This window comes from Suipraeoptans intestinalis, from assembly GCF_009696485.1.
In the GTDB taxonomy this organism is placed as follows: domain Bacteria; phylum Bacillota; class Clostridia; order Lachnospirales; family Lachnospiraceae; genus Suipraeoptans; species Suipraeoptans intestinalis.
This window is the reverse complement of the sequence record NZ_VULY01000018.1, coordinates 1,720,992-1,744,408: the sequence shown is the minus strand read 5'-3', so window position 1 is coordinate 1,744,408 and position 23,417 is coordinate 1,720,992. Positions and strand designations below refer to the sequence as shown.

The window sequence follows — 23,417 nt, the reverse complement described above, 5'->3', positions numbered from 1 at the left end:
TTCAAAGACAGTTCTCTCCCCTGCTTCCACACAGCTGTTCCTTTGGCAAAACCGGCAGCTTTTTGTCTTCTTTCTCAAACACCCTGCTCAGCAAAAGGATCTGGAACCCGAACTGTGGCAACAGCGTATTGGTCTCCGTCACAGCATACAGCATCCAGGCTCCCAGCAGGATCAGCTCCATCTGATCCACTCGTCCCTTCAGCTTGACAAAAGCAGCTCCCAGCAGAAAAAACCAGAGGATCCCTCCCTGAAAAAACAGGAAAGAATACACCGAGTCAAAGGTAAAACTGCTAAGCTTCCAGATCTGGTCCCATTGGATCTCCGTATTCAGGTTCTGCCCCAGAAATGTCCAACCAAAATGCTGCATGGCATAGGCCGAATATCGGATCCGTCCCGTCAGGATCCGATCCGCCGCCATGGCTGCCAGATTGTTCTGCAAAAGCAGGTGGGACAGCGCCCAATAAATCCCACCGATTCCCAGAAATAAATAGCGCAGTTTCTCATATGGCTTCCGGCTCCCTCCCTGTCTCAGAAGTATCAGGACTGCCGTGAGAAGAAAAATAATGAGGGAGGTTCTGGTTTTCGTAAAACAAAACCCTACTGCCTGAAAGACTGTCAGCAAAAGGATCTGAAACGGACGGATCCCTTCTTTCTTCAGCCAGACATACATCAGGCACAGATTGGACAGCAGGATGGAAAACATGTTGGTATGAACAAATCCAAACATAAAGGACTGTACGTCTCCCCGCCTCACATTGATCAGAATCCCCTGATCGTAGCCCAGCAGATACAGACCGGAAGAAACCGTGCAGACGGACAGAAATATCACCAGCGTAGTAGCAAACATGACTTTGATCATCCGCCGGATATCCCACCTTATCCCTCCTGCGATCATAGCCCAGGCAGACAGATAATACATATTTTTCATGCGGAAGCTGGTATAGAGGATCAGCACCGTCACAAGCCCCATCCAGATCAGCTCCTTCTTCCGATAGGGCTTCTGCAAAACATGCACCAGAACCAGTCCGTAGGCCGCCGCCATCAGAAGCTCCTGGAGAGTTTTTGGCAGTCTGAAGTATATGGTCACAGACGTAACCACCTTTACCGTGATCAGAAATACCGCCACATCCAACGGCGCCACCCTTCTGTCCAGCAACATTCTCCAGCTATCCTTTCCTGTTGAAAATAACATGTTTCACTCCTCTTTTCAGAAATAGTACCTTCCTGTATCCCTCCACGCCCAGGATCCTTTTTAACAGAGCCTGCACTCTCTTTTTCAATGTCTTCTTTGTCCAGCTTCCGCTGTAATGGTGGATGCTGATGGTCTTTTCTGTCGTCAGGATCTCATGAACGTCCAGATCATACCCACAAAAATACTCTTCCGGATAGATGGCTACTTTGTCCACGACCTGAAACCCTTTTTCCGGGCGGAACCCCTTTTTCTCCAGACGGCTTGTAAGAATGGCGTTTACCGTAACCGGATGGACTGCGTCAAACTCCAACGATTCGTACCGCTCTGTCATATACACCGCCGTTTTGTCTCCGGGCATACAGCCAAATACCAGACCGGGACTGACTTTTCCGCCAAATTCCATTCCGGTAAAAGCCTCCTGTGCCAGGATCTCTGCAGGAATCGGCCTGATCAGCTCCACGTCCGTGTCGAAATAGATGCCGCCCTCCCGCGCCAGGATCCAAAATCGCATATAGTCTGATACAAATGCCCATTTCTTTTCCGCATAGGCATGCTTTGCGTATTTGCAGCAGTCTATCTCAAAGTTCTGTTCGTTCCATTCCTTGATCTCATAATCCGGCAGATAGGTCTTCCAGGATTCTATACAGTTTTTCACGAGTTCCGGCTTCTCGTTTCCTCCGATCCAGATATAATGGATTTTTTTCGGCAACATGGAGGCTCCTTTCTGGCGTGTGCTTCTTCCTTTTTTTATAGCCTTTTTTGGGATCTGTCTGTTGTACTTTTCCAAGAATCTCCCGAAATTTATCTGTGTTTTCTTTCCTTTTTTCGCAGCTTCTTCAGAAGCCTTCTTCCCTGGTTCCACACCATCTCTTCTCTAAGCCTGTATAGCAGAGCCAGATACAGGAAGGTGTAGCAGCTTCCTGCCAGCAACAGATACACCAGCAGCCGCCATATCTCTTGTCTTTCGGAAAGGAAGCCGGACAGCCCGCCTTTCAGCAACAGGGCAGCTGCTGCCGACACAAAAAAAGCCAGCAGCGTTTTTTTGCAGTTTCCCCTGTCAAAGTAAGTACGAATCTCCTTTCCGATGCATACCATCTCACACAGGATCATACAGCATTCTCCCACCACCGTGGCGGCTCCGGCTCCCAGCGCAGAATACCTTGGAATCAAATACGCGTTGAGTATCACGTTAACTCCGATCCCGACAAAAGAGGCCAGGATCGTGATCCGCTCCCGCCCCAGGGAAATCAGCACATTCGTTCCTAAAAGGGAGGAATATCCCACCAGGAGCACCATCAGGATCGTAACCTGTATCACCGGAATGGCCGGAAGATACCCTTTTCCTGCCAGAAGCAGGATGACCTCCCTGGCATTGATGATGATAAATCCGATAAAATAAAGGGAGGACAGCAACACAAAAGAAGCATTTTTCCGAATCATCCCCACTGCCTCTTCATAACGTTTTTCCGCAAAAAAGTGAACCACTCTGGGCAGCAGGACTCCGCTTAGGGCGGAGACGATCCCCAGGATGATGGCCTTGATCCGAAGAGATGCCGAATAATACCCCACTGCCGTTTCTCCCTGGAGCATCCCCAGCATGATCACATCTGTATTGGTGTAAATCGTCCAGGAGACCGAGAGGACAAAAAAGGACAGGACCGGGCGGATATGCCGTTTCAAATCCAGTCTTTGCAGCCCGCCGAATCTCACATACCTTCTCAGCCGTATAAAATTCAACAGATAGGAGCCCGCCCCTGCCAACACCAGGATCCCTCCATAAGCCAAAACGTCCTGTTTGTCATGCACCAGCAGAAACATCAGGAGAACTCCGATTAGCTTAAATCCCATATTCCGGAGGGAGATATAGGTATATTCCTCCATTCCTCTGTAAAACCACTCCGCTCCGATGATGTTCAGGGGAACTAAAAGAGACATGACAGCGATCAGCTCCCACTGGGCCCGAAATTCCTTTACCAGAAGGGTGGCGCCCAACAGCACCAGAAGGCCCGCTCCTCCGGCGATCCCATTGAGCACCAAAAGCTCCAGCACCGTTTGAGACAGCTTTTTTCTGTCCTTCCGATCCACGGCGCAGGCCTTCACCCCATACAGAGGGATTCCCAGCATGGAAAGGGTCAGGACATAATTTACGATCGAGGTGGCAAAGTTGATCCTGCCGGTTCCCGATGCCAGAAGTACCCTGGAAATATAGGGAAAGGTGATCATGGGAAACAGAAAGGAGGAAATAGACAACAGGCTGTTCATGATAAAGTTTACTTTGATGGATGCTTTCTTCATCTTTCTCGTCTCCTCTTTCCTTCCTTTGTTTCCGTTCTTCTCCCATCAGTCAAACAATGACAACTGGTTGGACTCGGGCAGCCCTGCCAGGATCCCCAGCTCCACCATGGTATCCACCACCGTTTTGCTGACCTTCGTTCTCTGCCGGAAATCGTCCCGCGACAGGTATTTTCCGCCTTTGGACGCTTCCTCTACGGCATCCGCCGCCTTTTCTCCCATTCCATCGATACTGTTAAGAGGCGGCATCAGCTTGCCATCCCGGATCAGGAAACGCCGCGCTTTCGCCTGATAGACGTCAATGGGCTCAAAGGAAAAGCCTCTGGCGTACATTTCCTGAACCACCTTCATATCCTTCATGGTATCCTGTTCTTTATTGCTAAGATCCTTTCCCCGCTTCCGGTACTCCTCCATGTGATGCAACAGGGCTTCCTTCCCCTGACACATCAGTTCATAGGAAAATGCACTGGCACGGATCCCGAAATAAGCCCCATAATAGGCCAGCGGGTAATGGATCTTGCAGTAGGCGATCCGATAGGCCATCATCACATAGGCCGCCGCATGGGCCTTGGGAAACATATATTTGATCTGATTACAGGACCAGATATACCAGTCCGGCACGCCTGCTTCCCGCATCTGCTCTTCGGTCCCGGGAGGCAGGCCTTTTCCCTTTCGTACCGCTTCCATGATCGTAAAGGACAGCTCGCTGTCCATCCCCTGATTGATCAGATAGGTCATAATATCATCCCTGGTACAGATTGCGGTGGAGATGGTAGCCTTTTTGCTGCGGATCAGCTCCTGGGCATTGTTCAGCCACACGTCTGTCCCGTGGGACAAGCCTGAGATCCGGATCAGATCCGACAAGGTCTGAGGCTTGGTATCCACCACCATCTGGATAACAAAGTCCGTCCCAAACTCCGGGATCCCCAGACAGCCTACCGGACAGCCGCCGATGTCCTCCGGCGTAATGCCAAGAGCCGAGGTGTCGTGGAACAGGGACATCACACTTTTATCATCCAGAGGGATCTTCGTGGCATCAAAGGGATGGTCCGTCTCGTTAAACTCATTGTCCAACGCATCCGAGCTGATATATTCCTCCAGGGTCTTGATCATGGTAGGATCGTCGTGTCCCAGAATATCCAGCTTCAGAAGGTTATGGTCAATGGAGTGATAGTCGAAATGAGTGGTAATGATATCTGTGTTCATATCGTTGGCAGGATGCTGTACCGGCGTAAAGCTGTGGATCTCCTCCCCCAGGGGAAGGACAATGATCCCTCCCGGGTGCTGGCCGGTACTCCTGCGGATTCCCGTACATCCCTTTACGATCCGGTCGATTTCGCAGTTTCGCTTGGCTTCGCCTCTTTCCTCATAATAGTTTTTAACATAGCCAAACGCCGTTTTTTCCGCCAGTGTTCCTATGGTTCCCGCCCGGTAAGTCTGTCCCGTCCCGAAGATCACTTCTGTATATTTATGGGCATTGCTTTGATAGTCTCCCGAAAAGTTCAGGTCGATATCCGGTTCTTTATTTCCCTTAAATCCCAAAAAGGTTTCAAAGGGAATGTCAAATCCGTCTTTTTTCAAAGGCGCCCCGCATTTGGGGCACTTCTTATCCGGCATATCCCAGCCGCAGCCGCCTGCATAAGCACGGACCTCCGAGGATTCAAAGTCACTATAGTGGCACTCTGCGCAGTAATAGTGGGGGCTTAGGGGATTCACCTCCGTGATCCCCGCCATAGTAGCCACAAAGGAAGAGCCCACCGATCCTCTGGATCCCACCAGATAGCCGTCCTCGTTGGACTTCCATACCAGCTTCTGGGCAATGATGTACATCACGGCAAATCCGTTGGAAATAATGGAATTTAATTCTCTTTCCAGCCTTTCCACCACGATTTCCGGCAGGTTTTCTCCATACATCTGGTGTGCTTTTTCGTAACAGATCTTCCGAAGATCCTTGTCGGAATCCGGGATGACAGGCGGGCATTTGTCCGGCCGTACCGGAGAGATCTTTTCCACCGTGTCTGCGATCCGGTTGGGATTTTCAATCACCACTTCCCTGGCTTTTTCCGTTCCCAGATATTGAAACTCTTCCAGCATCTCTTCCGTCGTCCGAAAATACAGGGGGGCCTGGTCCTCCGCGTCCTGAAATCCTTTTCCTGTCATGATGATCTTGCGGTACACGTCGTCCGAAGGATCCATAAAATGAACGTCGCAGGTGGCCACCACCGGTTTCTGAAACTGTTCTCCCAGCTGGACGATCCTGCGGTTCAGCTGTCTGAGATCCTCCTCGCACTTCACAGAGGAGATTCTTTCACTGTCGATCATAAACCGATTGTTTCCAATCGGCTGGATCTCCAGATAATCATAAAAGCTGACGATCCGCGACAGTTTTTCTTCGGACCGCTCGTTCAGCAGCGCCTGAAACACTTCTCCCGCCTCGCAGGCGCTTCCCACCAGAAGTCCTTTCCGGTGTCTGGACAGCTCACTCTTGGGGATCCTGGGCCACCGGTGAAAGTATTCCAGATGGGATTTGGAAATCAGCCGGTATAAATTGACCCGCCCTTCTTCATTTTGCGCCAGAAGGATCACATGGTGGGAAGGAAGCTTTTTGATCGCATTGGCATTGCTTGCTCCAAACTGATTCAGCTTGTTTAGATCATAGACCTCCTTCTCTTCCAGCATCTCTAAAAACCGCAGGAAAATCTCGGCGGTCGCCATAGCGTCGTCTACCGCCCTGTGATGATTTTCCAAAGAGATATTCAGCGCTTTCGCCACGATATTCAACTTGTATTTTGCCAGAGACGGAAGCAGGATCCTGGCCATTCCCACCGTGTCCACCGAAGTAAAGTCAAACTCGATCTCCTGGTAGCGACAGTTCTGTTCAATAAAGCTGACGTCAAAGGCAGCGTTGTGCGCCACCAGCACCGCATCCTGCACAAAGTCCAAAAAATCGGGAAGCACTGCAAAAATATCCGGCGCTTCGATCACCATGTGATCCGTGATCCCGGTCAGGTTGGTGATCTGGAAGGGAATGGGGATCTTGGGGTTCACAAAGGTGCTGAAGGTGTCTACGATCGTTCCGTTTTCCACCTTCACCGCCCCGATCTCAATGATCTTGTCCCGGATGGGGCTAAAGCCTGTCGTCTCCAGGTCAAATACCACGAACGTCCCCTTCAGGGATTGCCCCTTGCTTCCTACGGCAACATCCTTCAGATCGTCCACCAGATAGCCTTCGACTCCATAGATCACCTTAAAAGGATCTTCTTTCCCCAGCCGCTCGATAAAGTGATTAGCCTCCGGAAACGCCTGCACCACTCCGTGATCGGTAATGGCAAGCGCCTTGTGTCCCCAGTCATGCGCCCGCTTCAGCAGATCTTTGACGTCTGTGACGCCGTCCATATCGCTCATCTTGGTATGGCAGTGCAGCTCTACCCGCTTTTCCAGCGCCAGATCCTTCCGGCTTTCCCGGAAGTCCGGAATGATCTTTACGCCTGTTACGGAAGTGATGCCGATCTCCCTGTCATACTTGTCCAGGATAGCGATCCCCTTGACTTTCAGGAAGCTGCCTGCTTTCATTCCCTCCATCACGTCGGGCAGCTGCTCATTTTTCACAAACATCTTGACCACGATGCTGTCCGTAAAGTCCGTAATGGTGATCATCACAATGGATTTTTCATTTCGAATCTCCCTGGTATCAAATTTGATCACCTGTCCTCTTACGATCACCTCTCCCAGTTCCTGATTGATCTGGGACAACTGCCATACCTCTCCCTCAAAGTCTCTGCCATACACCACGTCCTTGGATGAGGCACCTTCCTTCTGGTAAACGGCCCGTCTTTCTTTTTTCTGTTTCTTTTTTTCCGTCTGCCGGGAAGCCGGAGCCTCTTCCTCTTCCTTTCTTCTGCGGACCGCGTCGGACTGCTCCACGATCGCCTTGATTTCTCTCTGGACCCGATGCTCCGCTTCTTCCCGCAGCCTGGTTTTTCTCTTTTCATAAAGAACCCGCACTTCAATAGGCATCTGGAATCTTTTTTGGAAAACCGTTTCCAGATATTCCACCAGCTGCGTCTTTTTTCCCTCTGCCACAATGCTTTCCGGCAGATTCAGACACAGAACGTTGCCCTCAAACTCTACAGAAGCATGCTGCAGCATATTTCTCTCAATAGCGCTTCGTCTTCCCAGCTCCTCCAGAAAACTGTCCAGATAGGATTCCATGATGATATCCGGCGTATACTGCGGTGACAATTCATAGGTTTCTTCCATTCTGATCTCAATCCTGCGGCGATGGAACAACTGCTTTTTGATTTCTTCTTCCAGACGATAGATTTCTCTCCTGGGAATAATATGCGTGCTGATCAGACAGATCTTCAAGAATTCCTTCTGCTGATTGGTCACCACCTTCTCTACCAGAACCCCCTGCAGAAGCTCTTTCTGTTCTCTATCTATCTGCAGGGTAGGAAATACTTCCAAAAAACTTTTATTCATTCCAATGCTCCAATTCTTCCTTTAAAACAGCAAGCAGTTCCTCTTCTCTTACCTTCCTTACCACCTGCCCTTTCCGGATCAGCAGGCCTTCCCCTCTGCCTCCGGCGATTCCGATATCCGCTTCTCTTGCTTCCCCCGGTCCATTTACCACGCACCCCATTACTGCTACCTTGATATCCAGTTCCATTCCGTCCACCATCTCTTCCACCTGATTTGCCAGGCGGATCAGATCGATCTGGGTTCTTCCGCAGGTCGGGCAGGCAACCACTTCCACTCCGCCTTTTCGCAGTCCCAACGTTTTCAGGATCAGCTTAGCCGCCCGGATCTCCTCCACCGGATCTCCTGTCAGAGATACCCGGATGGTATCTCCGATCCCCTGATCCAGGATCAGTCCCAGACCAATGGCAGACTTAATGCTTCCCGCCTGCAGTGTTCCCGCCTCTGTGATCCCTACATGCAAAGGATAAGGGCACACCTGTGCGATCTGACGGTGCGCCTCCACACACATCTTCACATTCGAAGACTTAATGCTGACCACCAGTTGATCATATCCCATTTCTTCAATGAGACGCACCTTTTCCATGGCACTCTCCGCCAGACCCTTTGCCGTCACCTGGCGGTAGGCCTCCAGATATTTCTTTTCCAGAGAACCGCTGTTGACCCCTATGCGAATGGGAATCTTTTTTTCTTTTGCAGCCTCCACCACCTGTCGGACCCTGTCAGCGTCTCCGATATTTCCCGGATTGATCCGGATCTTGTCTGCCCCGTTTTCCATGGCGGCCAGTGCCAGGCGATAGTCAAAATGAATGTCCGCCACCAGGGGGATTGAAATTTCCTGTTTGATGGAGGACAACGCCCTGGCAGCCTCCATGGTAGGCACTGCACAGCGGATGATCTCACAGCCCGCCTTTTCCAGTCGGTGGATCTGTTGGATCGTCCCTGCAATATCTTCTGTCCTGGTATTGGTCATGGACTGGATCGCCACGGGATTCCCCCTCCGATCATCCGATTCCCAATCCGGATCTGCTTTGTTTCCGTTCTGTACATCTTCTTTCCTCCTTCCTGCGATCCAAAGGTATCCTAAACACGCACCAGGCCTTGAAGGCCCCGGTGCTTAAGCCGCCCCTGCTCCGGTCAGCTGCCATTACAAAAAGACTTATTCACGGGAACAAGTCTTTTTGCTTTTCCTTCTTCTTTCCACTTACTGCTTCAGAAACACCATCTGATCTCCATACTCTCTTTCCGAGAGGGTCAGCCGGTCTTTCTCCACATTGTAATCGAAGGTATTTGTGATGACGCCCATCTGATTTTCCAGCAGTTCCCTGGAATATCCCTTCTTGACCAGCCGATCCGTTTCTTCCTTGCTTTCGTGTATGCTTAAAGTTTTCTCCTCTTTGTTGAGCGTATAATCCACCTTCACATCTATCGTGGTTCCCTCTTCCATTCCCTGCAGACGGACAATCCCCTGATGCTCGTTTTTCAAGATCAAAAGAATATCTCCATCCTCATACTGCCAGGCACCTTCCAAAGGATTGTTGGTAAATAACCGGATCATCAGATAAACTCCCACCAACACGATCACAATGGAGGAGCTGACCATGACCATCCTCCATACCTTGCTTCTTGCCGTCTCGTTGTATTGTAGCTCCATTTTCCCCGTCCTTCCTGCTATCCCTTCTGTTCCCCCAGAATCCTCCGGTACATGCAGGCGTTTGCCTGGCTTTCCAGTTCATCCTCCAGGGGCTTTAGATCTGCCTCTTTGTATTTCCTAAGCAGCGCCTGGCGGATCAGATGATCCGAAATCTGTGGATTTTTAGGCAACAATGGTCCATGAAGATAGGTTCCGATCACATTTTTATAGAGCACTCCTTCATAACCGCTTTTTCCATCATTTCCATAGCCTGCCACCACTTCTCCAAAGGGGCGGCCGCTGCCAATATACGTTCTTCCTCCGTGGTTTTCAAATCCTACTACCGGCATATCGCACAGTTCACTTTTCAAAACGATATTTCCGATCAGCCGACCTTCCTCCTGCACGGTATAAAGATCCACCAGTCCCAAGCCTTCTATTTTTTCTGTTTTGGTCTGATAGTAACTTCCCAGAAGCTGGTATCCGCCGCAGACAGCGATCACCACGCCATCATCCTCCACATACTGCCGGAACTGCTCCTTGATGGAGGATAATTCCCGGCACACGATCGCCTGCTCCCGGTCGGATCCTCCGCCAAGAAGCACGATATCCAGTTCTGTAAAATCTATCTGCTCTCCCAGGTGGAACTCTTTGACCTTTGCCTCGATCCCTCGCCATCTGCATCTCTGCTGCAGGCAGGCGATATTGCCTCTGTCTCCGTACAGATTCAAAAGATCCGGGTAGAGGTGTCCCACTGTGATCGTTTGCTGTTTTTCTCCCACTATCTGCTTTCCTCCATGTTTTTCAGCACATTTCTGGTTCCAAATAATGCCGTATAGTTGACCAGAACATATAGATTGCCGCAGCCATCCTTCAGCTTTCTGTCGATCGCCTTTTCGATATCTGCCTCTATCTGCGCCTGTATTCCTGCGTATTTCAGTCGGAGTCCCATGTCGTGACACCGGATCCCGCTTGCCAGGATGGATTCTACGGACGCCAGCCGGAGCCGATCAAAATCTACGTCCCACAGCCAGGAAACATCAATCCCATCCTGCATATTGTCATTGATGGCAATGATCAGATCCTTCGGAGACGGATCCTCCAGTACCGCTGTAATATTCTGATTAAACCCAGCCGGATTTTTTGCCAGATTCAAGAGCACATCTGTCCCTGCAATGTGAAATTTTTCCATCCTGCCATTTTCCGGCCGGAATGCATCCAGCATGGTCTGAAAATGCTCCAGGGAAAGTCCCGCCGTTCTGGCCGCACTGTAGGCAGCCAAAAGGTTGTAGATATTGTAAAAGCCTCGATAGGACGTGGTAAATTTTCTTCCTTCCGTTGCAAATGCCAGACCGTTCTCCAGATGGATATCCTCTGCATCAAAAGACAGCTTCGGCCTCTGGAATCCACATTTGCTGCAATGGTAGCTTCCCAGTTGGCTGTAATGATAAAACTCGTAGTCCAACACGGCTCCGCAGCATTTACAGAATCTTCCTTCCCGGATCTCCTGTACCGTTTCCCTCTGAACCGGTTTGCTGATCCCGTATGCGACATATGCGTTGCCGCTGTCTTTTGCCAGATAGGCCGACAGTGCGTCGTCTCCGTTGACGATCACTTTCATTTCGGGCGCCGACTGTATGCTTTCCTTTAAAATTTCCATGATCAGGTCAATTTCTCCGTAGCGGTCCAGCTGATCCCGAAACAGGTTGGTCAGCACCATGTAATCCGGCTTAAAAAAGGGGAAGACACGTCTGGTGGAAGCCTCGTCGATCTCAATACAGGCATAGTCCGCCTCTATCTTCCCATTGAGTCCTGCCCCCAGTGCGAAAGCAGCGGCCACCCCGTTCAGCATATTAGAACCGGTACGATTGCAGATCACACGATATCCTTCCGCTTTCAGAGCCGCCGCCAGAAGATTGTTGGTAGTCGTTTTTCCGTTGGTTCCGCACACCACAAAAATGTCTTTTCGGACCTGCTTCGACAGCTCTGCAAGGATATTGGGACAAATAGCCAGCGCAATCTTCCCTGCCCATGTCACTCCCTGCCGGTGAAACACTTTCACACTTATTTTTTCTGCTGCCTTTGCTGCCCAGACCGCCAGTACTCTGCGTAATCCCATATGTTACTCTTCTCCCTGTTTCTTTCCTTCTGCCAACAGCGCCGCTATTTCCTCCCTGGACGGCATGGAACGGATCGCTCCCTTCCTGGTGGTGATCAGCGCCGCTCCTGCGTTGGCTCTTGTCAGTATATCTCCCAGATTTTCTTCGTTGAAATGCTCCATTCCCACTTCCAGCACACCGTGTAAGGCAGAACCGCAAAAGGCGTCTCCTGCTCCCGTGGTTTCTATGGTATTCACAGAAAATCCCTTTCTCTCTACCCGAATGTCCTTGTAGTAGGCACGGCTTCCCTCTTTTCCCATGGTCAGAAAGATCAGCGGGATCCCATAGGTTTCCTGCAGATAACGGATTCCTTCATCATAGTCCTCTTTACCACTGACAAACTGGATCTCATTGTCAGAGATCTTCAGGATATCACACTGTCCAAGCCCGTACTCCATCTGCTCTTTGGCATCCTCCAGCGTCTTCCAGAGGGGCGGACGCAGATTCGGGTCGAAGCTGATAAGACAGCCTGCCTTCTTAGCTTCCTCTATCGCTCGTTTTGTAGCACTTTTTACCGGCTCACTGGTGAGAGACAGGGTACCAAAATGCAGGATCCTGGCCTGTCGGATCAGATCCACATCCACTTCCTCCCAGGATAGCATCATATCTGCCGACGGATTCCGATAGAAGGAAAAATCCCGGTCGCCATCGGGAAAAGTGTGCACAAATGCCAAAGTAGTCGGGTATTCCCGGTCCAGGATCAGACCCTTGGATTCGATTCCCAGATCATCCAGCGTTCCTTTCAGAAGTTTTCCAAACTGATCATCCCCCACTTTCCCGATCATGGCTGTCTTTCTTCCCCACCTGTTCAGCATGGCCAATACGTTGGTGGGCGCCCCTCCCGGGCACGCCTCATGCAGCTTGTTCCCCTGGCTGCTTTCTCCGCTTACTGCAAAATCTATCAGCATTTCTCCTAAAGCCACTACATCATACTTTTTTTCCATATCCGACTCCTTACTCCTCTCCATCCGGACTTTGCTTTTGCCTTTTATTCTACCATACATTCTATTAGATGAACACCTGCATTTTATAATATCCGGGCAATTCTGCGCCGGCATTTTCCGCTTTCTTAGAAACACGAGGTCTTCTCTTCCCGCACTCTTTCCCTACTTGGGGACACCGTTTCAGCCTGCCGCAGTGTGATCTCGACGAAGCCTTTTTACTTTCACGGGACTCAAGCTTCCTGTGAAAGCAAAAAAGAGCCCTGCTTTCCCTTTCAAAAGGAATAAACAGTTCTCCTCTCAGCCTGCGCTCCGTGCTTTCTGCTTCCTGGACGTTGCCGGATCCATCCCGGATTCTCTCAATATTTGGGCAAAATAAAAAGCAGGGTACGGGAATCGAACCCGCCTCTCGAGCTTGGGAAGCTCGCATACTACCGATGTACTAACCCTGCACAGGACGATCCGGATGCTCCGAACCGTTCCGTTTCATTATAACACCAATTTTGTTTTCTGGGTAGAAAAATATGAAAAAATCCGCAAAAATTTATGAGCTGATAAGATTTTCTCAAGGAGTTACCGTTACCTTATAGGAAGTATTTCTTCCCGAAAAATCAGTCGCTATCATTTTTATGGTTGCTGTTCCTTCTCCCACTGCCGTCACCTTTCCGTCTTCTCCCACCGTCACAACGTCCGTATTGTCCGATTTAAATCGTACCGGAGGCAGGGTTCCGCTTGCCGGAAATATGGAGATCTGATTCACTTCCTTGTCTTTTTCCCCCATTTTCAAGAAAATTTCTGATTCCGTATAGGCGAATCTACAGCAGGTCTTTGCCTGATCCGGAGTAAGCATCTGTGTTTCATTTTCTGCCGGATTTCTGGTCCATGCCCACCATCCACCATCATACAGGGTTACCTTCCACCCTTGTTCATATGCCAAAAGAAGCGGCATAGTCGCTCTCCACCCGGTTCCGCAGAAAAAGCTGACTTCATTATCTTTTGTCACATTGCTCTCTGCCATGTAGGACTGAAACGTCTTGTAATCAATGACAGTTCCGTCTTTTTTCATATATTCATCCATTGTATTGGCGTCTTCTCCCGCTTTTCCAAAAACAGCGCCGGCGATCTCACCCTTTTCCTGAAGCATCGGATAATTTCCGTCTGAGATTCCTTCAAATTCTCCAAGACTTCTTACGCTGACCAGCTTAAAATTGGAATTTTTCTGTAGCTGTTCCTTCACTTCCTGCAGAGATAGTACATATTCCGGATGCACCGGTATCTCTGCTCCAAATTCCTCCGACGGCGTCGGGGTATTCACCTGCTTTTCCACCTCAAAGCCTGCCTGTTTCCAATGTTCCATCGTTCCGTCCAGCACTTTTACATTTTCCACACCACAATACAAAAGGATAAAAGCTTCCCTTTCGGTAGCCGGATGGGAACCATAGGTAATGACCGTTGTGTCCTTGGTGATCCCGTAATCATTTACAACTTTCTTTAATTCCTCCGGAGAAACGATATTCCCCAGCTCTGCATTGGAATAATCAATCGTGTTATCCGCATAGGCTGCATATGTGCTGGTTTCAAACAGATGGACATCACAGTGATAAGCTCCCGGTATGTGTCCCTCCTTGTAAGCTTCATCGGTTGTGGATGTTTCTAAAATAACATAGTCGTCTGATTCCGGCTGCTGTCCGTCAATGACACTCTTCACCCATTCCGGCGTCACATATACCGTTTTCTTATCGACAGATTCCACCTGTTTGGAAACTGTTTCTTTTTCCTTCTTTTTTTCTTCTGCTGTTTCCTTCTTCCCACAAGCCATTGCCAGTAGCATCACAGCCAGCAGCAAGCTTCCCCATGCTCTCCGTTTCATTTGTTTTCCTCCTGTTGTCTTTTCTTTTTCTGTCTTCTTTTGCAAAAAACTTCCATTCAGGCAATTTATGGGGATTCCCCTTCATTTCCTCCACCTCCCGGTATCTGTAAATCCGGGATCCGCCTGCATGGCTATTTTCATCCTAGCAATCCTTCTCGCTGATTTCCAATCATTTTTTTCTATAAACTTTGTCTATTTATTTGCTTTTTCTATCTCATATCCATTTTTCTTTCCTCTCAAAGTCCCCGTAGTCTAAAGTTTACCGAAACTCCTGTACATAAAAAGGGCTCCAAGCGCCGATAGTGACGCCAGAACCCTTTTTCTTTTCCTCTGTGATCACCGAAAAGTGATCTGCTTTGTAAAAAATCCGTTTTATCTTGCAGCTTTTTTCTTCCACTGTGCCGCTACGCAGGCTGCCGCCAGTGCTGCAATAGCCGGAAATACCGGGTTTGTCTCATCTCCCGTCTTAGGAGCGCCTTTCCCGTTTTTCGCCGGCTTTGTTGGAAGCTTTCCGGTTTCCACAGCAGGCTGCTTTTGGGACAGGTTTTCCACCAGTTGATCGATCTCTGTTTCGGTCATTCCTCCGGCGAGCATATAGGCTCTTGCCTTCTGTGAAAGATCCACTCCCGTCAGATCCTCCGTCCCGGCAATATACTTCAGCATTCCCACAACGTCCTGTGCGATCAGGTCATACTTCCTTGCATTTGCTTCCCGTGTTACCCCATAGAAATTCTCGTAGCTCTTCATGTAATCCGCAACGATCTCTTCCTGCGTCGCACCCATCAGAGAATTCAGTAAAGCTCCCAAAAATCCGGTACGATCTTTTCCTTCTGTACAATGGAACAGATACGGTCCCTTATTTTCTGCCATAAATTTCAGGCCTTCTATGATTCCTGCCTGAAACTCCGGACTCTGATATGCCAGCCCCAGATTCAAAAATTTCACCTTTTCTCCTTCATACAGGCTCTTGTAATAAGGGGACTGATCGTTGGCTGCCAGGTACCCGGGGATCTGTTCCTTGGCGTCTGCCAGGTTCACCACCGTATTGATCCCGGCTTCCTTGATCAACCGGTCTGCATAAGCGGCTCTTCCCAGCTCGTTATTAATGGGGCTGGAGCTTCTGTACAGACGGTTTTCTGCCGTATTTCCGTAGGCAATGCTTCTGAAGTTTGCAAACACTTCATCCGATGCATAATCCTTCCGGTCATTGGTCCGTTTCAGATTGCGGATCAGATACTCATCCAGGTAGCCTCCCTTTTTTTCCATCTCTATCTTCAGCCGGTCTCCCACCACTACATTTGCCGTTTCATAGAGTTTCCCATAGTTGATGCAGACCGCTATCGTCTCGTGTCCCGGATATGCTCTCACCAGGAATTTCCCTTTATCCACATAGTATCCGTCTACAAATGGCGCCACGATCTCATAGCCGTTGTCAAAGGTTACCTTCACCATATCCCCGTATTCATAGCCTGCTTTTAACATATCCGCGATCTTGATATCCGTAGAAGCATGGCCATACTTTTCAATTTCTTTTACCGTTCCGCTTTCGGAGGACAGGCAGATCTTCAGCCTTTTAATCTCCTCATCCTTCAGACCGATCTTTTTCAGGTAGTTTTCCACATCCACGGAAAGGTCCCGTTTGGAAATGTCTGTTCCCTTTGGCAGACCTGCCACTACCGTTGTCATGGAGGCTACAATATTAGCCTCTGCGATTTTTTTATATTTGGAACTCCCCTTTTCCACATGGTAATAATTCTCGTAAGTTACCATGTAATCTTCCACGATCTCGTCCAGGCTTGCTCCCATCAGTCCGGAAAGAACCGCCGAAACAAATCCTGCACGATCCTTCCCTTCTGTACAGTGTACCAGATAAGGACCGTTATGATCGATCAGGAAACGAAGGCCTTCTGCCAGCTTCGCCCCAAAGGCTTCTCCCCCCACATCCACACTCATGCTCAGTGGTTTTACAGAGCCCTCGTCAAACAGTTTTTTATAGTAAGGCGATGCAAAATCTGCCTGTCCCGCGTAAGTATTGATCTCCTCCGGCGTATCCGCCAGATTCATCACCGTTTTGATCCCTGCCTGTTCTGCCAGATCGTTGGCATATTTGGCACGCTTGATCTCATTATTGATGGGACTGGAGCTGCGATATAGAATGCCCGGCTTGATCCCTGTCGTATCGTTCTGTCTGAAGTTTGCGTAGACCACCGGATCATTCCCATAGTCTGCGATGTTATTGGTACGCTCCAGATGGCGGATCTCATATTCTTCCCGGTAGGCTCCCTTTTCTTTCAGACTGATCTTTACATCATCCCCCACCTTTGCCCCATGCGTATTGGCAAAGTGACCCATATTAATGGCCGCCAGGATATTACGAACCCCGTTTTTCGTATAGTCCAGTAAAATCAGATCTCCTGTATCCACATCACTGAAATTGGTGCAAAACGGCATCTCAAGCTTTTTGCCGTTTACCTCCAGATACACCATATCTCCCGCTTCATAGCCTGCTGAAAGTATCGTTTCCGGTTCGATCTCCAGCACAATATTCCCGTACTTTTCAATTGCCTTTACCTTTGTCTGCAGTTCCTGCGGTTCGGCCGCCTGCACCACGTCTACAGAGGTCGTCGTCCAGACAGAGACCGCCCCCTGCAAAACCAGGAGTGTGCTAAACACCGCCGCAAGCACGATCTTCGCTCTTCTTCTGATCCTGAGCATTTTTCATCCTCCCTTTCCTTTTATCGTCTTATCGCATGATACACCGGGAGGATCATAACATATTTTTATGTCTGAAAAACAGGACTCGCGTCCCTTCTTGGTATTTCAAATGACATTTCGTTTATTTTTCACGGTTTTTTCGTTATATTTTTGTGCATATTTTACTCTATTTTGCTCTATCTGTCCCTTGCCTGTCGCTTTGGAAACAGGGGAAGCTTTCGGCATTGACATACCGCTCCACGGCTATCTGTCCCTTACCTGTCGCTTTGAGAACAGACAAGCATTCTCTATCCCAATTTCCGTTTGTGCAAAGCGATTGCCCCGTATCAGGATCCAATGCGATTGAAAGGCAAATTTCTTACATGTTGAGTCTGGTTAGACCAACACACTTTTCCCTACAACTCTAAATGTCTCCCTGTTTCTTATTTAAATATACAAAAAGCCGTCTGCTTTCACAAACGACTTTATCTTTTCTATTATCTCTTGGCTTTCTCTATAAGCTATCGAGGATCATTCTTCTATTCTCCATGTACCTTCAAAACCACATACAAGTTAAGCATCCGTCTTCTACCGATTCCCTTTCGGTCATGCCCTCGACCGATTAGTAGCAGTCAGCTCCATACATTACTGCACTTCCACCTCTGCCCTATCTACCTCGTCGTCTTCAAGGGGTCTTACTACTTTCGTAGGGATATCTCATCTTGAGGGGGGCTTCACGCTTAGATGCCTTCAGCGTTTATCCCGTCCCGGCTTGGCTACTCTGCCATGCACTTGGTAATGCAACAGATACACCAGCGGCCAGTCCATCCCGGTCCTCTCGTACTAAGGACAGCTCCTCTCAAATATCCTACGCCCACGCCGGATAGGGACCGAACTGTCTCACGACGTTCTGAACCCAGCTCGCGTACCGCTTTAATGGGCGAACAGCCCAACCCTTGGGACCTACTTCAGCCCCAGGATGCGATGAGCCGACATCGAGGTGCCAAACCACTCCGTCGATGTGAACTCTTGGGAGTGATAAGCCTGTTATCCCCAGGGTAGCTTTTATCCGTTGAGCGATGGCAATCCCACTTTCTACCACCGGATCACTAAGTCCTAGTTTCCTACCTGCTCCACCCGTCGGTGTCGCAGTCAAGCTCCCTTCTGCCTTTGCACTCTTCGAATGGTTTCCAACCATTCTGAGGGAACCTTTGAGCGCCTCCGATACCCTTTCGGAGGCGACCGCCCCAGTCAAACTCCCCACCTGACATTGTCCCCAGACCGGTTCACGGCCTCTGGTTAGAAATCCAATACTGCAAGGGTGGTATCCCAACAGCGACTCTGTGACAACTGGCGTCATCACTTCCTCGTCTCCCACCTATCCTGTACATACAATACCGAATCCCAGTATCAAGCTGGAGTAAAGCTCCATGGGGTCTTTCCGTCCTGGCGCAGGTAACCAGCATCTTCACTGGTATTTCAATTTCACCGGGTGCATTGTTGAGACAGTGCCCAAATCATTACGCCTTTCGTGCGGGTCGGAACTTACCCGACAAGGAATTTCGCTACCTTAGGACCGTTATAGTTACGGCCGCCGTTTACTGGGGCTTAAGTTCAAAGCTTCGACCTACGTCTAACCTCTCCCCTTAACCTTCCAGCACCGGGCAGGCGTCAGCCCATATACCTCACCTTTCGGTTTTGCATAGACCTGTGTTTTTGCTAAACAGTTGCTTGGGCCAATTCTCTGCGGCCAGATTCCTCTGGCACTCCTTCTCCCGAAGTTACGGAGTCATTTTGCCGAGTTCCTTAACAATGCTTCTCCCGTCGGCCTTAGGATTCTCTCCTCATCCACCTGTGTCGGTTTACGGTACGGGCGCGATGAAAACAATAGCGGCTTTTCTTGACACATGGCTCACATACTTCCCTACTCTTCTTCGGTACGCGTCACGTCTTCAGATTGCTGTACGGTTTTTCCTTTACAGCTCCTACCTCGCTTGCGCCGGTCTTTCCATTCCCGGCTTATGCTTTCCACGTGTGTCCCCACAGTTCTGTCCCATCGCGGTACAGGAATCTCTACCTGTTCTCCATCGACTACGGCTCTCGCCCTCGCCTTAGGCCCCGACTTACCCAGAGCAGATCAGCTTTACTCTGGAAACCTTGGATATTCGGCCGGAAGGATTCTCACCTTCCTCTCGCTACTCATTCCGGCATTCTCTCTTCCTGATACTCCACAGCTCCTTCCGGTACTGCTTCTTCACATCAGCAATGCTCCTCTACCAATCAATTCTTCATTGATTCCTGAGCTTCGGTAGTGTGTTTCAGCCCCGGACATTTTCGGCGCAGGACCTCTCGACTAGTGAGCTATTACGCACTCTTTGAATGTATGGCTGCTTCTAAGCCAACATCCTAGTTGTCTTTGAAATCCCACATCCTTTTCCACTTAACACACATTTTGGGACCTTAGCTGCAGGTCTGGGCTCTTTCCCTTTCGACTGTCCAACTTATCTCGTACAGTCTGACTCCCGTTCATCATCTACGCGGCATTCGGAGTTTGATATTCTTCGGTAAGCTTTGACGCCCCCTAGGAAATTCAGTGCTCTACCTCCGCAAGACTTGATTCGAGGCTAGCCCTAAAGCTATTTCGAGGAGAACCAGCTATCTCCGGGTTCGATTGGAATTTCTCCCCTATCCACACCTCATCCCCACCCTTTTCAACGGATGTGGGTTCGGTCCTCCATTGCCTTTTACGGCAACTTCAACCTGGACATGGATAGATCACCCGGTTTCGGGTCTACTCCGACTGACTCTTTCGCCCTCTTCAGACTTGGTTTCCCTTCGGCTCCGTCTCTTCTAAGACTTAACCTCGCCAGCCAGCGTAACTCGCCGGACCGTTCTACAAAAAGTACGCGGTTCATCTCTTATGGATGTTCCACAGCTTGTAAACATATGGTTTCAGGTTCTCTTTCACTCCCCTCCCGGGGTTCTTTTCACCGTTCCTTCACAGTACTATGCGCTATCGGTCACTAAGGAGTATTTAGCCTTACGGGGTGGTCCCCGCTCCTTCCCACAAGGTTTCTCGTGTCTCGTGGTACTCTGGATCCCGCTGCCGTCTCCTCCTCTTCGCTTACGGGGCTTTCACCCTCTCTGGCTGGCTTTCCCAAAACCATTCTGCTCAAGTTGAAGTTCAGCTTCTGCGGTCCGAACCCGCCCGTGCTCGCACGGACGTTTGGGCTCTTCCGGGTTCGCTCGCCGCTACTTCCGGAATCACGTTTGTTTTCTTTTCCTCCGGCTACTTAGATGTTTCAGTTCACCGGGTTCCCTTCCTGACGTTATGTGTTGGCGTCAGGATGACTGAGGGTTTCTCAGCCGGGTTTCCCCATTCAGAGATCTTCGGATCACAGGATATTTGCTCCTCCCCGAAGCTTTTCGCAGCTTATCACGTCTTTCATCGGCTCTTAGTGCCAAGGCATCCACCATATGCTCTTTTCTACATGACCAAACGACTCAGCAAGCAGCAGATCAACTGTGCGTCCTGCCGGGAATGCTTGCATTCCTTGGCAGAAGGCTGCAGGTGATCGGGTATTTGCGGAGCAAATCTCATCGAAAAAATCTTTGATTTTTGAGATGAGGCTGCTTCTTCCCTGCCCACTTCCTGACTCTACACCGGTATAGCGTTACCGGCGTTGGCAATCGGTCAATTGTTTTACTTCGTTTTCTTCGAAGGTTCTTTGATGTCCTTTCGGACATCCCTCGGATGTCTTGATATTTGCTCCTTTTCAGGTCTTCCGAAAGCTTCCGCTTTCTCCCTCCCAAAAAGAAGTCTATCTTTTTCTTAACTTCTATGCGGTTTTCAAGGTACATGGCTGACCGTTTGTCGGTCATCAAAGTCCTGAAGCCTTCCCGACAGCATCTCCCGCCGCTTCCTTCAATCCTTTCATCACAGACAAACCCCGGCTCTTTCCCGGTTCCTTCAATGCCTTTTTCTTTTTTAAAGTCTGGCAGCCACCTACTCTCCCACATCGTCTCCAATGCAGTACCATCGGCCGCCCGGGCCTTCACCATCGTGTTCGGGATGGGTACGGGTGTTTCCCCCGGGCGCATCGCCACCAGACAATCCTTCCAAAAGCTTCTTACAGCTCCCAAAGGTCTTCCCCCTTGATAACCAAACAATAGACAACAGCCCTTACTTCTTCTTCCTTAGAAAGGAGGTGATCCAGCCGCACCTTCCGATACGGCTACCTTGTTACGACTTCACCCCAGTTATCGGTCCCACCTTCGACGGCTCCTTCCTTGCGGTTAGGTCACCGGCTTCGGGCGTTACTGACTCCCATGGTGTGACGGGCGGTGTGTACAAGACCCGGGAACGTATTCACCGCAACATTCTGATTTGCGATTACTAGCGATTCCAGCTTCATGTAGTCGAGTTGCAGACTACAATCCGAACTGAGACGTTATTTTTGAGATTCGCTCACACTCACATGCTTGCTTCCCTTTGTTTACGCCATTGTAGCACGTGTGTAGCCCTGATCATAAGGGGCATGATGATTTGACGTCATCCCCACCTTCCTCCAGGTTCTCCCTGGCAGTCTCTCTAGAGTGCCCAGCTTCACCTGCTGGCTACTAAAGATAGGGGTTGCGCTCGTTGCGGGACTTAACCCAACATCTCACGACACGAGCTGACGACAACCATGCACCACCTGTCTCCAATGCTCCGTAGAGAACGTACATTACATACGCGGTCATCGGGATGTCAAGACCAGGTAAGGTTCTTCGCGTTGCTTCGAATTAAACCACATGCTCCACCGCTTGTGCGGGTCCCCGTCAATTCCTTTGAGTTTCATTCTTGCGAACGTACTCCCCAGGTGGACTACTTAGTGCGTTTGCTGCGGCACCGATGGGCTTTGCCCACCGACACCTAGTAGTCATCGTTTACGGCGTGGACTACCAGGGTATCTAATCCTGTTTGCTCCCCACGCTTTCGAGCCTCAACGTCAGTTATCGTCCAGCAGGCCGCCTTCGCCACTGGTGTTCCTCCTAATATCTACGCATTTCACCGCTACACTAGGAATTCCGCCTGCCTCTCCGACACTCCAGTTCCATAGTTTCCAATGCAGTTTTGGGGTTGAGCCCCAAATTTTCACATCAGACTTACGAAACCGTCTACGCTCCCTTTACACCCAGTAAATCCGGATAACGCTTGCCCCCTACGTATTACCGCGGCTGCTGGCACGTAGTTAGCCGGGGCTTCTTAGTCAGGTACCGTCACTTTCTTCCCTGCTGATAGAAGTTTACATACCGAAATACTTCCTCCTTCACGCGGCGTCGCTGCATCAGAGTTTCCTCCATTGTGCAATATTCCCCACTGCTGCCTCCCGTAGGAGTCTGGGCCGTGTCTCAGTCCCAATGTGGCCGGTCACCCTCTCAGGTCGGCTACTGATCGTCGCCTTGGTGAGCCGTTACCTCACCAACCAGCTAATCAGACGCGGGCCCATCTTACACCACCTCAGTTTTTACCACTTCATCATGCGATCCTGTGGTCTTATGCGGTATTAGCAGTCATTTCTAACTGTTATCCCCCTGTGTAAGGCAGGTTGCCCACGCGTTACTCACCCGTCCGCCGCTCAGTCACCTTGCTTCCACCCCCGAAGGCGCTTCCATAAGGTGCTTCGCTCGACTTGCATGTGTTAAGCACGCCGCCAGCGTTCATCCTGAGCCAGGATCAAACTCTCGTATGAAAACTTGAGCTCGGTATCTCACGAGGTCTAGTTTGAATACGCTCCCCGTCCACTTGGCGAACAACTTCCGTTGTGAGCCTAGTGACGCAGGAGCTTCCTATACGCATTCTCATGCGCGAAGTTCAATTCCGTTTCAGATAAACGTTAGCTTATCTTCCCGTTATTACTGTTGTTTTAGGTTGACAGCTCCATGTCATACATGGCTCTGTCCGTTCTGAATTTTTCTCTTAAGAAATTTTCAGGGTTGTTGTCTATTGTTTAGTTATCAAGGTGCTTTGCCGCTCTCGCTTGTCTCAAGCGACAACTACATTAAGATATCATATTTGTTTTGGAGTGTCAACTATTTTTTGAAACTATTTTTGCACTATTTTTGCAACTGGTTGGGAATCTGTTGTTTCAGCCTCCCGTGCCGCAATCGTTTT

General features: G+C 49.8%; 10 protein-coding genes, 1 tRNA gene, 3 rRNA genes and 1 pseudogene. All 15 read right to left on the bottom strand.

The window, feature by feature from the left end; all coding sequences use genetic code 11:
• Position 1: 1 nt before the first annotated feature.
• The 15 genes and pseudogenes from FYJ34_RS08890 to FYJ34_RS08820 all read right to left on the bottom strand — a co-directional run bounded on the left by FYJ34_RS08890 (position 2) and on the right by FYJ34_RS08820 (position 22,995).
• Positions 2-1,192, bottom strand: a complete 1,191-nt coding sequence (locus FYJ34_RS08890) for a hypothetical protein (RefSeq protein WP_154477967.1) — start codon at positions 1,190-1,192, stop codon at positions 2-4.
• Positions 1,167-2,054 carry a glycosyltransferase family 32 protein gene (locus FYJ34_RS08885; protein WP_330582562.1) on the bottom strand — a complete coding sequence of 296 codons (888 nt, stop codon included), beginning with the start codon at positions 2,052-2,054 and terminating at the stop codon, positions 1,167-1,169. The genes FYJ34_RS08890 and FYJ34_RS08885 overlap by 26 nt, the downstream gene beginning before the upstream one ends.
• Positions 1,994-3,487, bottom strand: a complete 1,494-nt coding sequence (locus tag FYJ34_RS08880; RefSeq protein ID WP_154477963.1) for a flippase — start codon at positions 3,485-3,487, stop codon at positions 1,994-1,996. Before FYJ34_RS08880 ends, FYJ34_RS08885 begins: the two co-directional genes overlap by 61 nt.
• Before the next feature lie 45 nt (positions 3,488-3,532).
• A complete protein-coding gene (locus tag FYJ34_RS08875; RefSeq protein ID WP_154477961.1) occupies positions 3,533-7,966 on the bottom strand; it encodes a PolC-type DNA polymerase III in 4,434 nt (1,477 codons plus the stop codon).
• Positions 7,959-9,013: pseudogene (ispG, locus tag FYJ34_RS08870) on the bottom strand (flavodoxin-dependent (E)-4-hydroxy-3-methylbut-2-enyl-diphosphate synthase). Before ispG ends, FYJ34_RS08875 begins: the two are co-directional and overlap by 8 nt.
• A gap of 154 nt (positions 9,014-9,167) precedes the next feature.
• Entirely contained in the window at positions 9,168-9,617 is a 450-nt protein-coding gene (locus FYJ34_RS08865) for a hypothetical protein (protein ID WP_154477959.1), read from the bottom strand.
• Between the two features lie 17 nt (positions 9,618-9,634).
• The gene (locus FYJ34_RS08860) at positions 9,635-10,378 is read right to left on the bottom strand and encodes a type 1 glutamine amidotransferase (protein WP_276960274.1); all 744 of its coding nucleotides are present in this window, start codon (positions 10,376-10,378) and stop codon (positions 9,635-9,637) included.
• On the bottom strand, positions 10,378-11,715 hold the full coding sequence (locus tag FYJ34_RS08855) for a MurT ligase domain-containing protein (RefSeq protein ID WP_154477957.1): 1,338 nt from the start codon (positions 11,713-11,715) through the stop codon (positions 10,378-10,380). Before FYJ34_RS08855 ends, FYJ34_RS08860 begins: the two co-directional genes overlap by 1 nt.
• Before the next feature lie 3 nt (positions 11,716-11,718).
• Complete coding sequence (locus FYJ34_RS08850) at positions 11,719-12,699, bottom strand: carbohydrate kinase family protein (RefSeq protein WP_154477955.1); 981 nt, start codon at positions 12,697-12,699, stop codon at positions 11,719-11,721.
• Between the two features lie 378 nt (positions 12,700-13,077).
• Positions 13,078-13,148: transfer RNA gene (locus FYJ34_RS08845), tRNA-Gly, on the bottom strand.
• Positions 13,149-13,261: 113 nt separating this feature from the next.
• Positions 13,262-14,566: a rhodanese-like domain-containing protein gene (locus FYJ34_RS08840; RefSeq protein WP_154477953.1), complete on the bottom strand. Its 1,305-nt coding sequence runs from the start codon at positions 14,564-14,566 to the stop codon at positions 13,262-13,264.
• Between the two features lie 372 nt (positions 14,567-14,938).
• Positions 14,939-17,281: a tyrosine-protein phosphatase gene (locus FYJ34_RS08835; protein ID WP_154477951.1), complete on the bottom strand. Its 2,343-nt coding sequence runs from the start codon at positions 17,279-17,281 to the stop codon at positions 14,939-14,941.
• A gap of 581 nt (positions 17,282-17,862) precedes the next feature.
• Positions 17,863-20,757 (bottom strand): 23S ribosomal RNA (locus tag FYJ34_RS08830).
• A gap of 496 nt (positions 20,758-21,253) precedes the next feature.
• A 5S ribosomal RNA gene (rrf, locus tag FYJ34_RS08825) occupies positions 21,254-21,371 on the bottom strand.
• 90 nt (positions 21,372-21,461) lie between these two features.
• Positions 21,462-22,995: ribosomal RNA gene (locus FYJ34_RS08820) — 16S ribosomal RNA — on the bottom strand.
• The 16S, 23S and 5S rRNA genes sit together here, the layout of an rRNA operon.
• Between the last annotated feature and the right edge of the window lie 422 nt (positions 22,996-23,417).

Coding starts and splice junctions, on each gene's coding strand:
- FYJ34_RS08875 (WP_154477961.1), bottom strand. CDS start 7,966: ATGAATAAAAGTTTTTTGGAAGTATTTCCTACCCTGCAGATAGATAGA.
- FYJ34_RS08840 (WP_154477953.1), bottom strand. CDS start 14,566: ATGAAACGGAGAGCATGGGGAAGCTTGCTGCTGGCTGTGATGCTACTG.
- FYJ34_RS08880 (WP_154477963.1), bottom strand. CDS start 3,487: ATGAAGAAAGCATCCATCAAAGTAAACTTTATCATGAACAGCCTGTTG.
- FYJ34_RS08865 (WP_154477959.1), bottom strand. CDS start 9,617: ATGGAGCTACAATACAACGAGACGGCAAGAAGCAAGGTATGGAGGATG.
- FYJ34_RS08890 (WP_154477967.1), bottom strand. CDS start 1,192: ATGTTATTTTCAACAGGAAAGGATAGCTGGAGAATGTTGCTGGACAGA.
- FYJ34_RS08850 (WP_154477955.1), bottom strand. CDS start 12,699: ATGGAAAAAAAGTATGATGTAGTGGCTTTAGGAGAAATGCTGATAGAT.
- FYJ34_RS08855 (WP_154477957.1), bottom strand. CDS start 11,715: ATGGGATTACGCAGAGTACTGGCGGTCTGGGCAGCAAAGGCAGCAGAA.
- FYJ34_RS08835 (WP_154477951.1), bottom strand. CDS start 17,281: ATGCTCAGGATCAGAAGAAGAGCGAAGATCGTGCTTGCGGCGGTGTTT.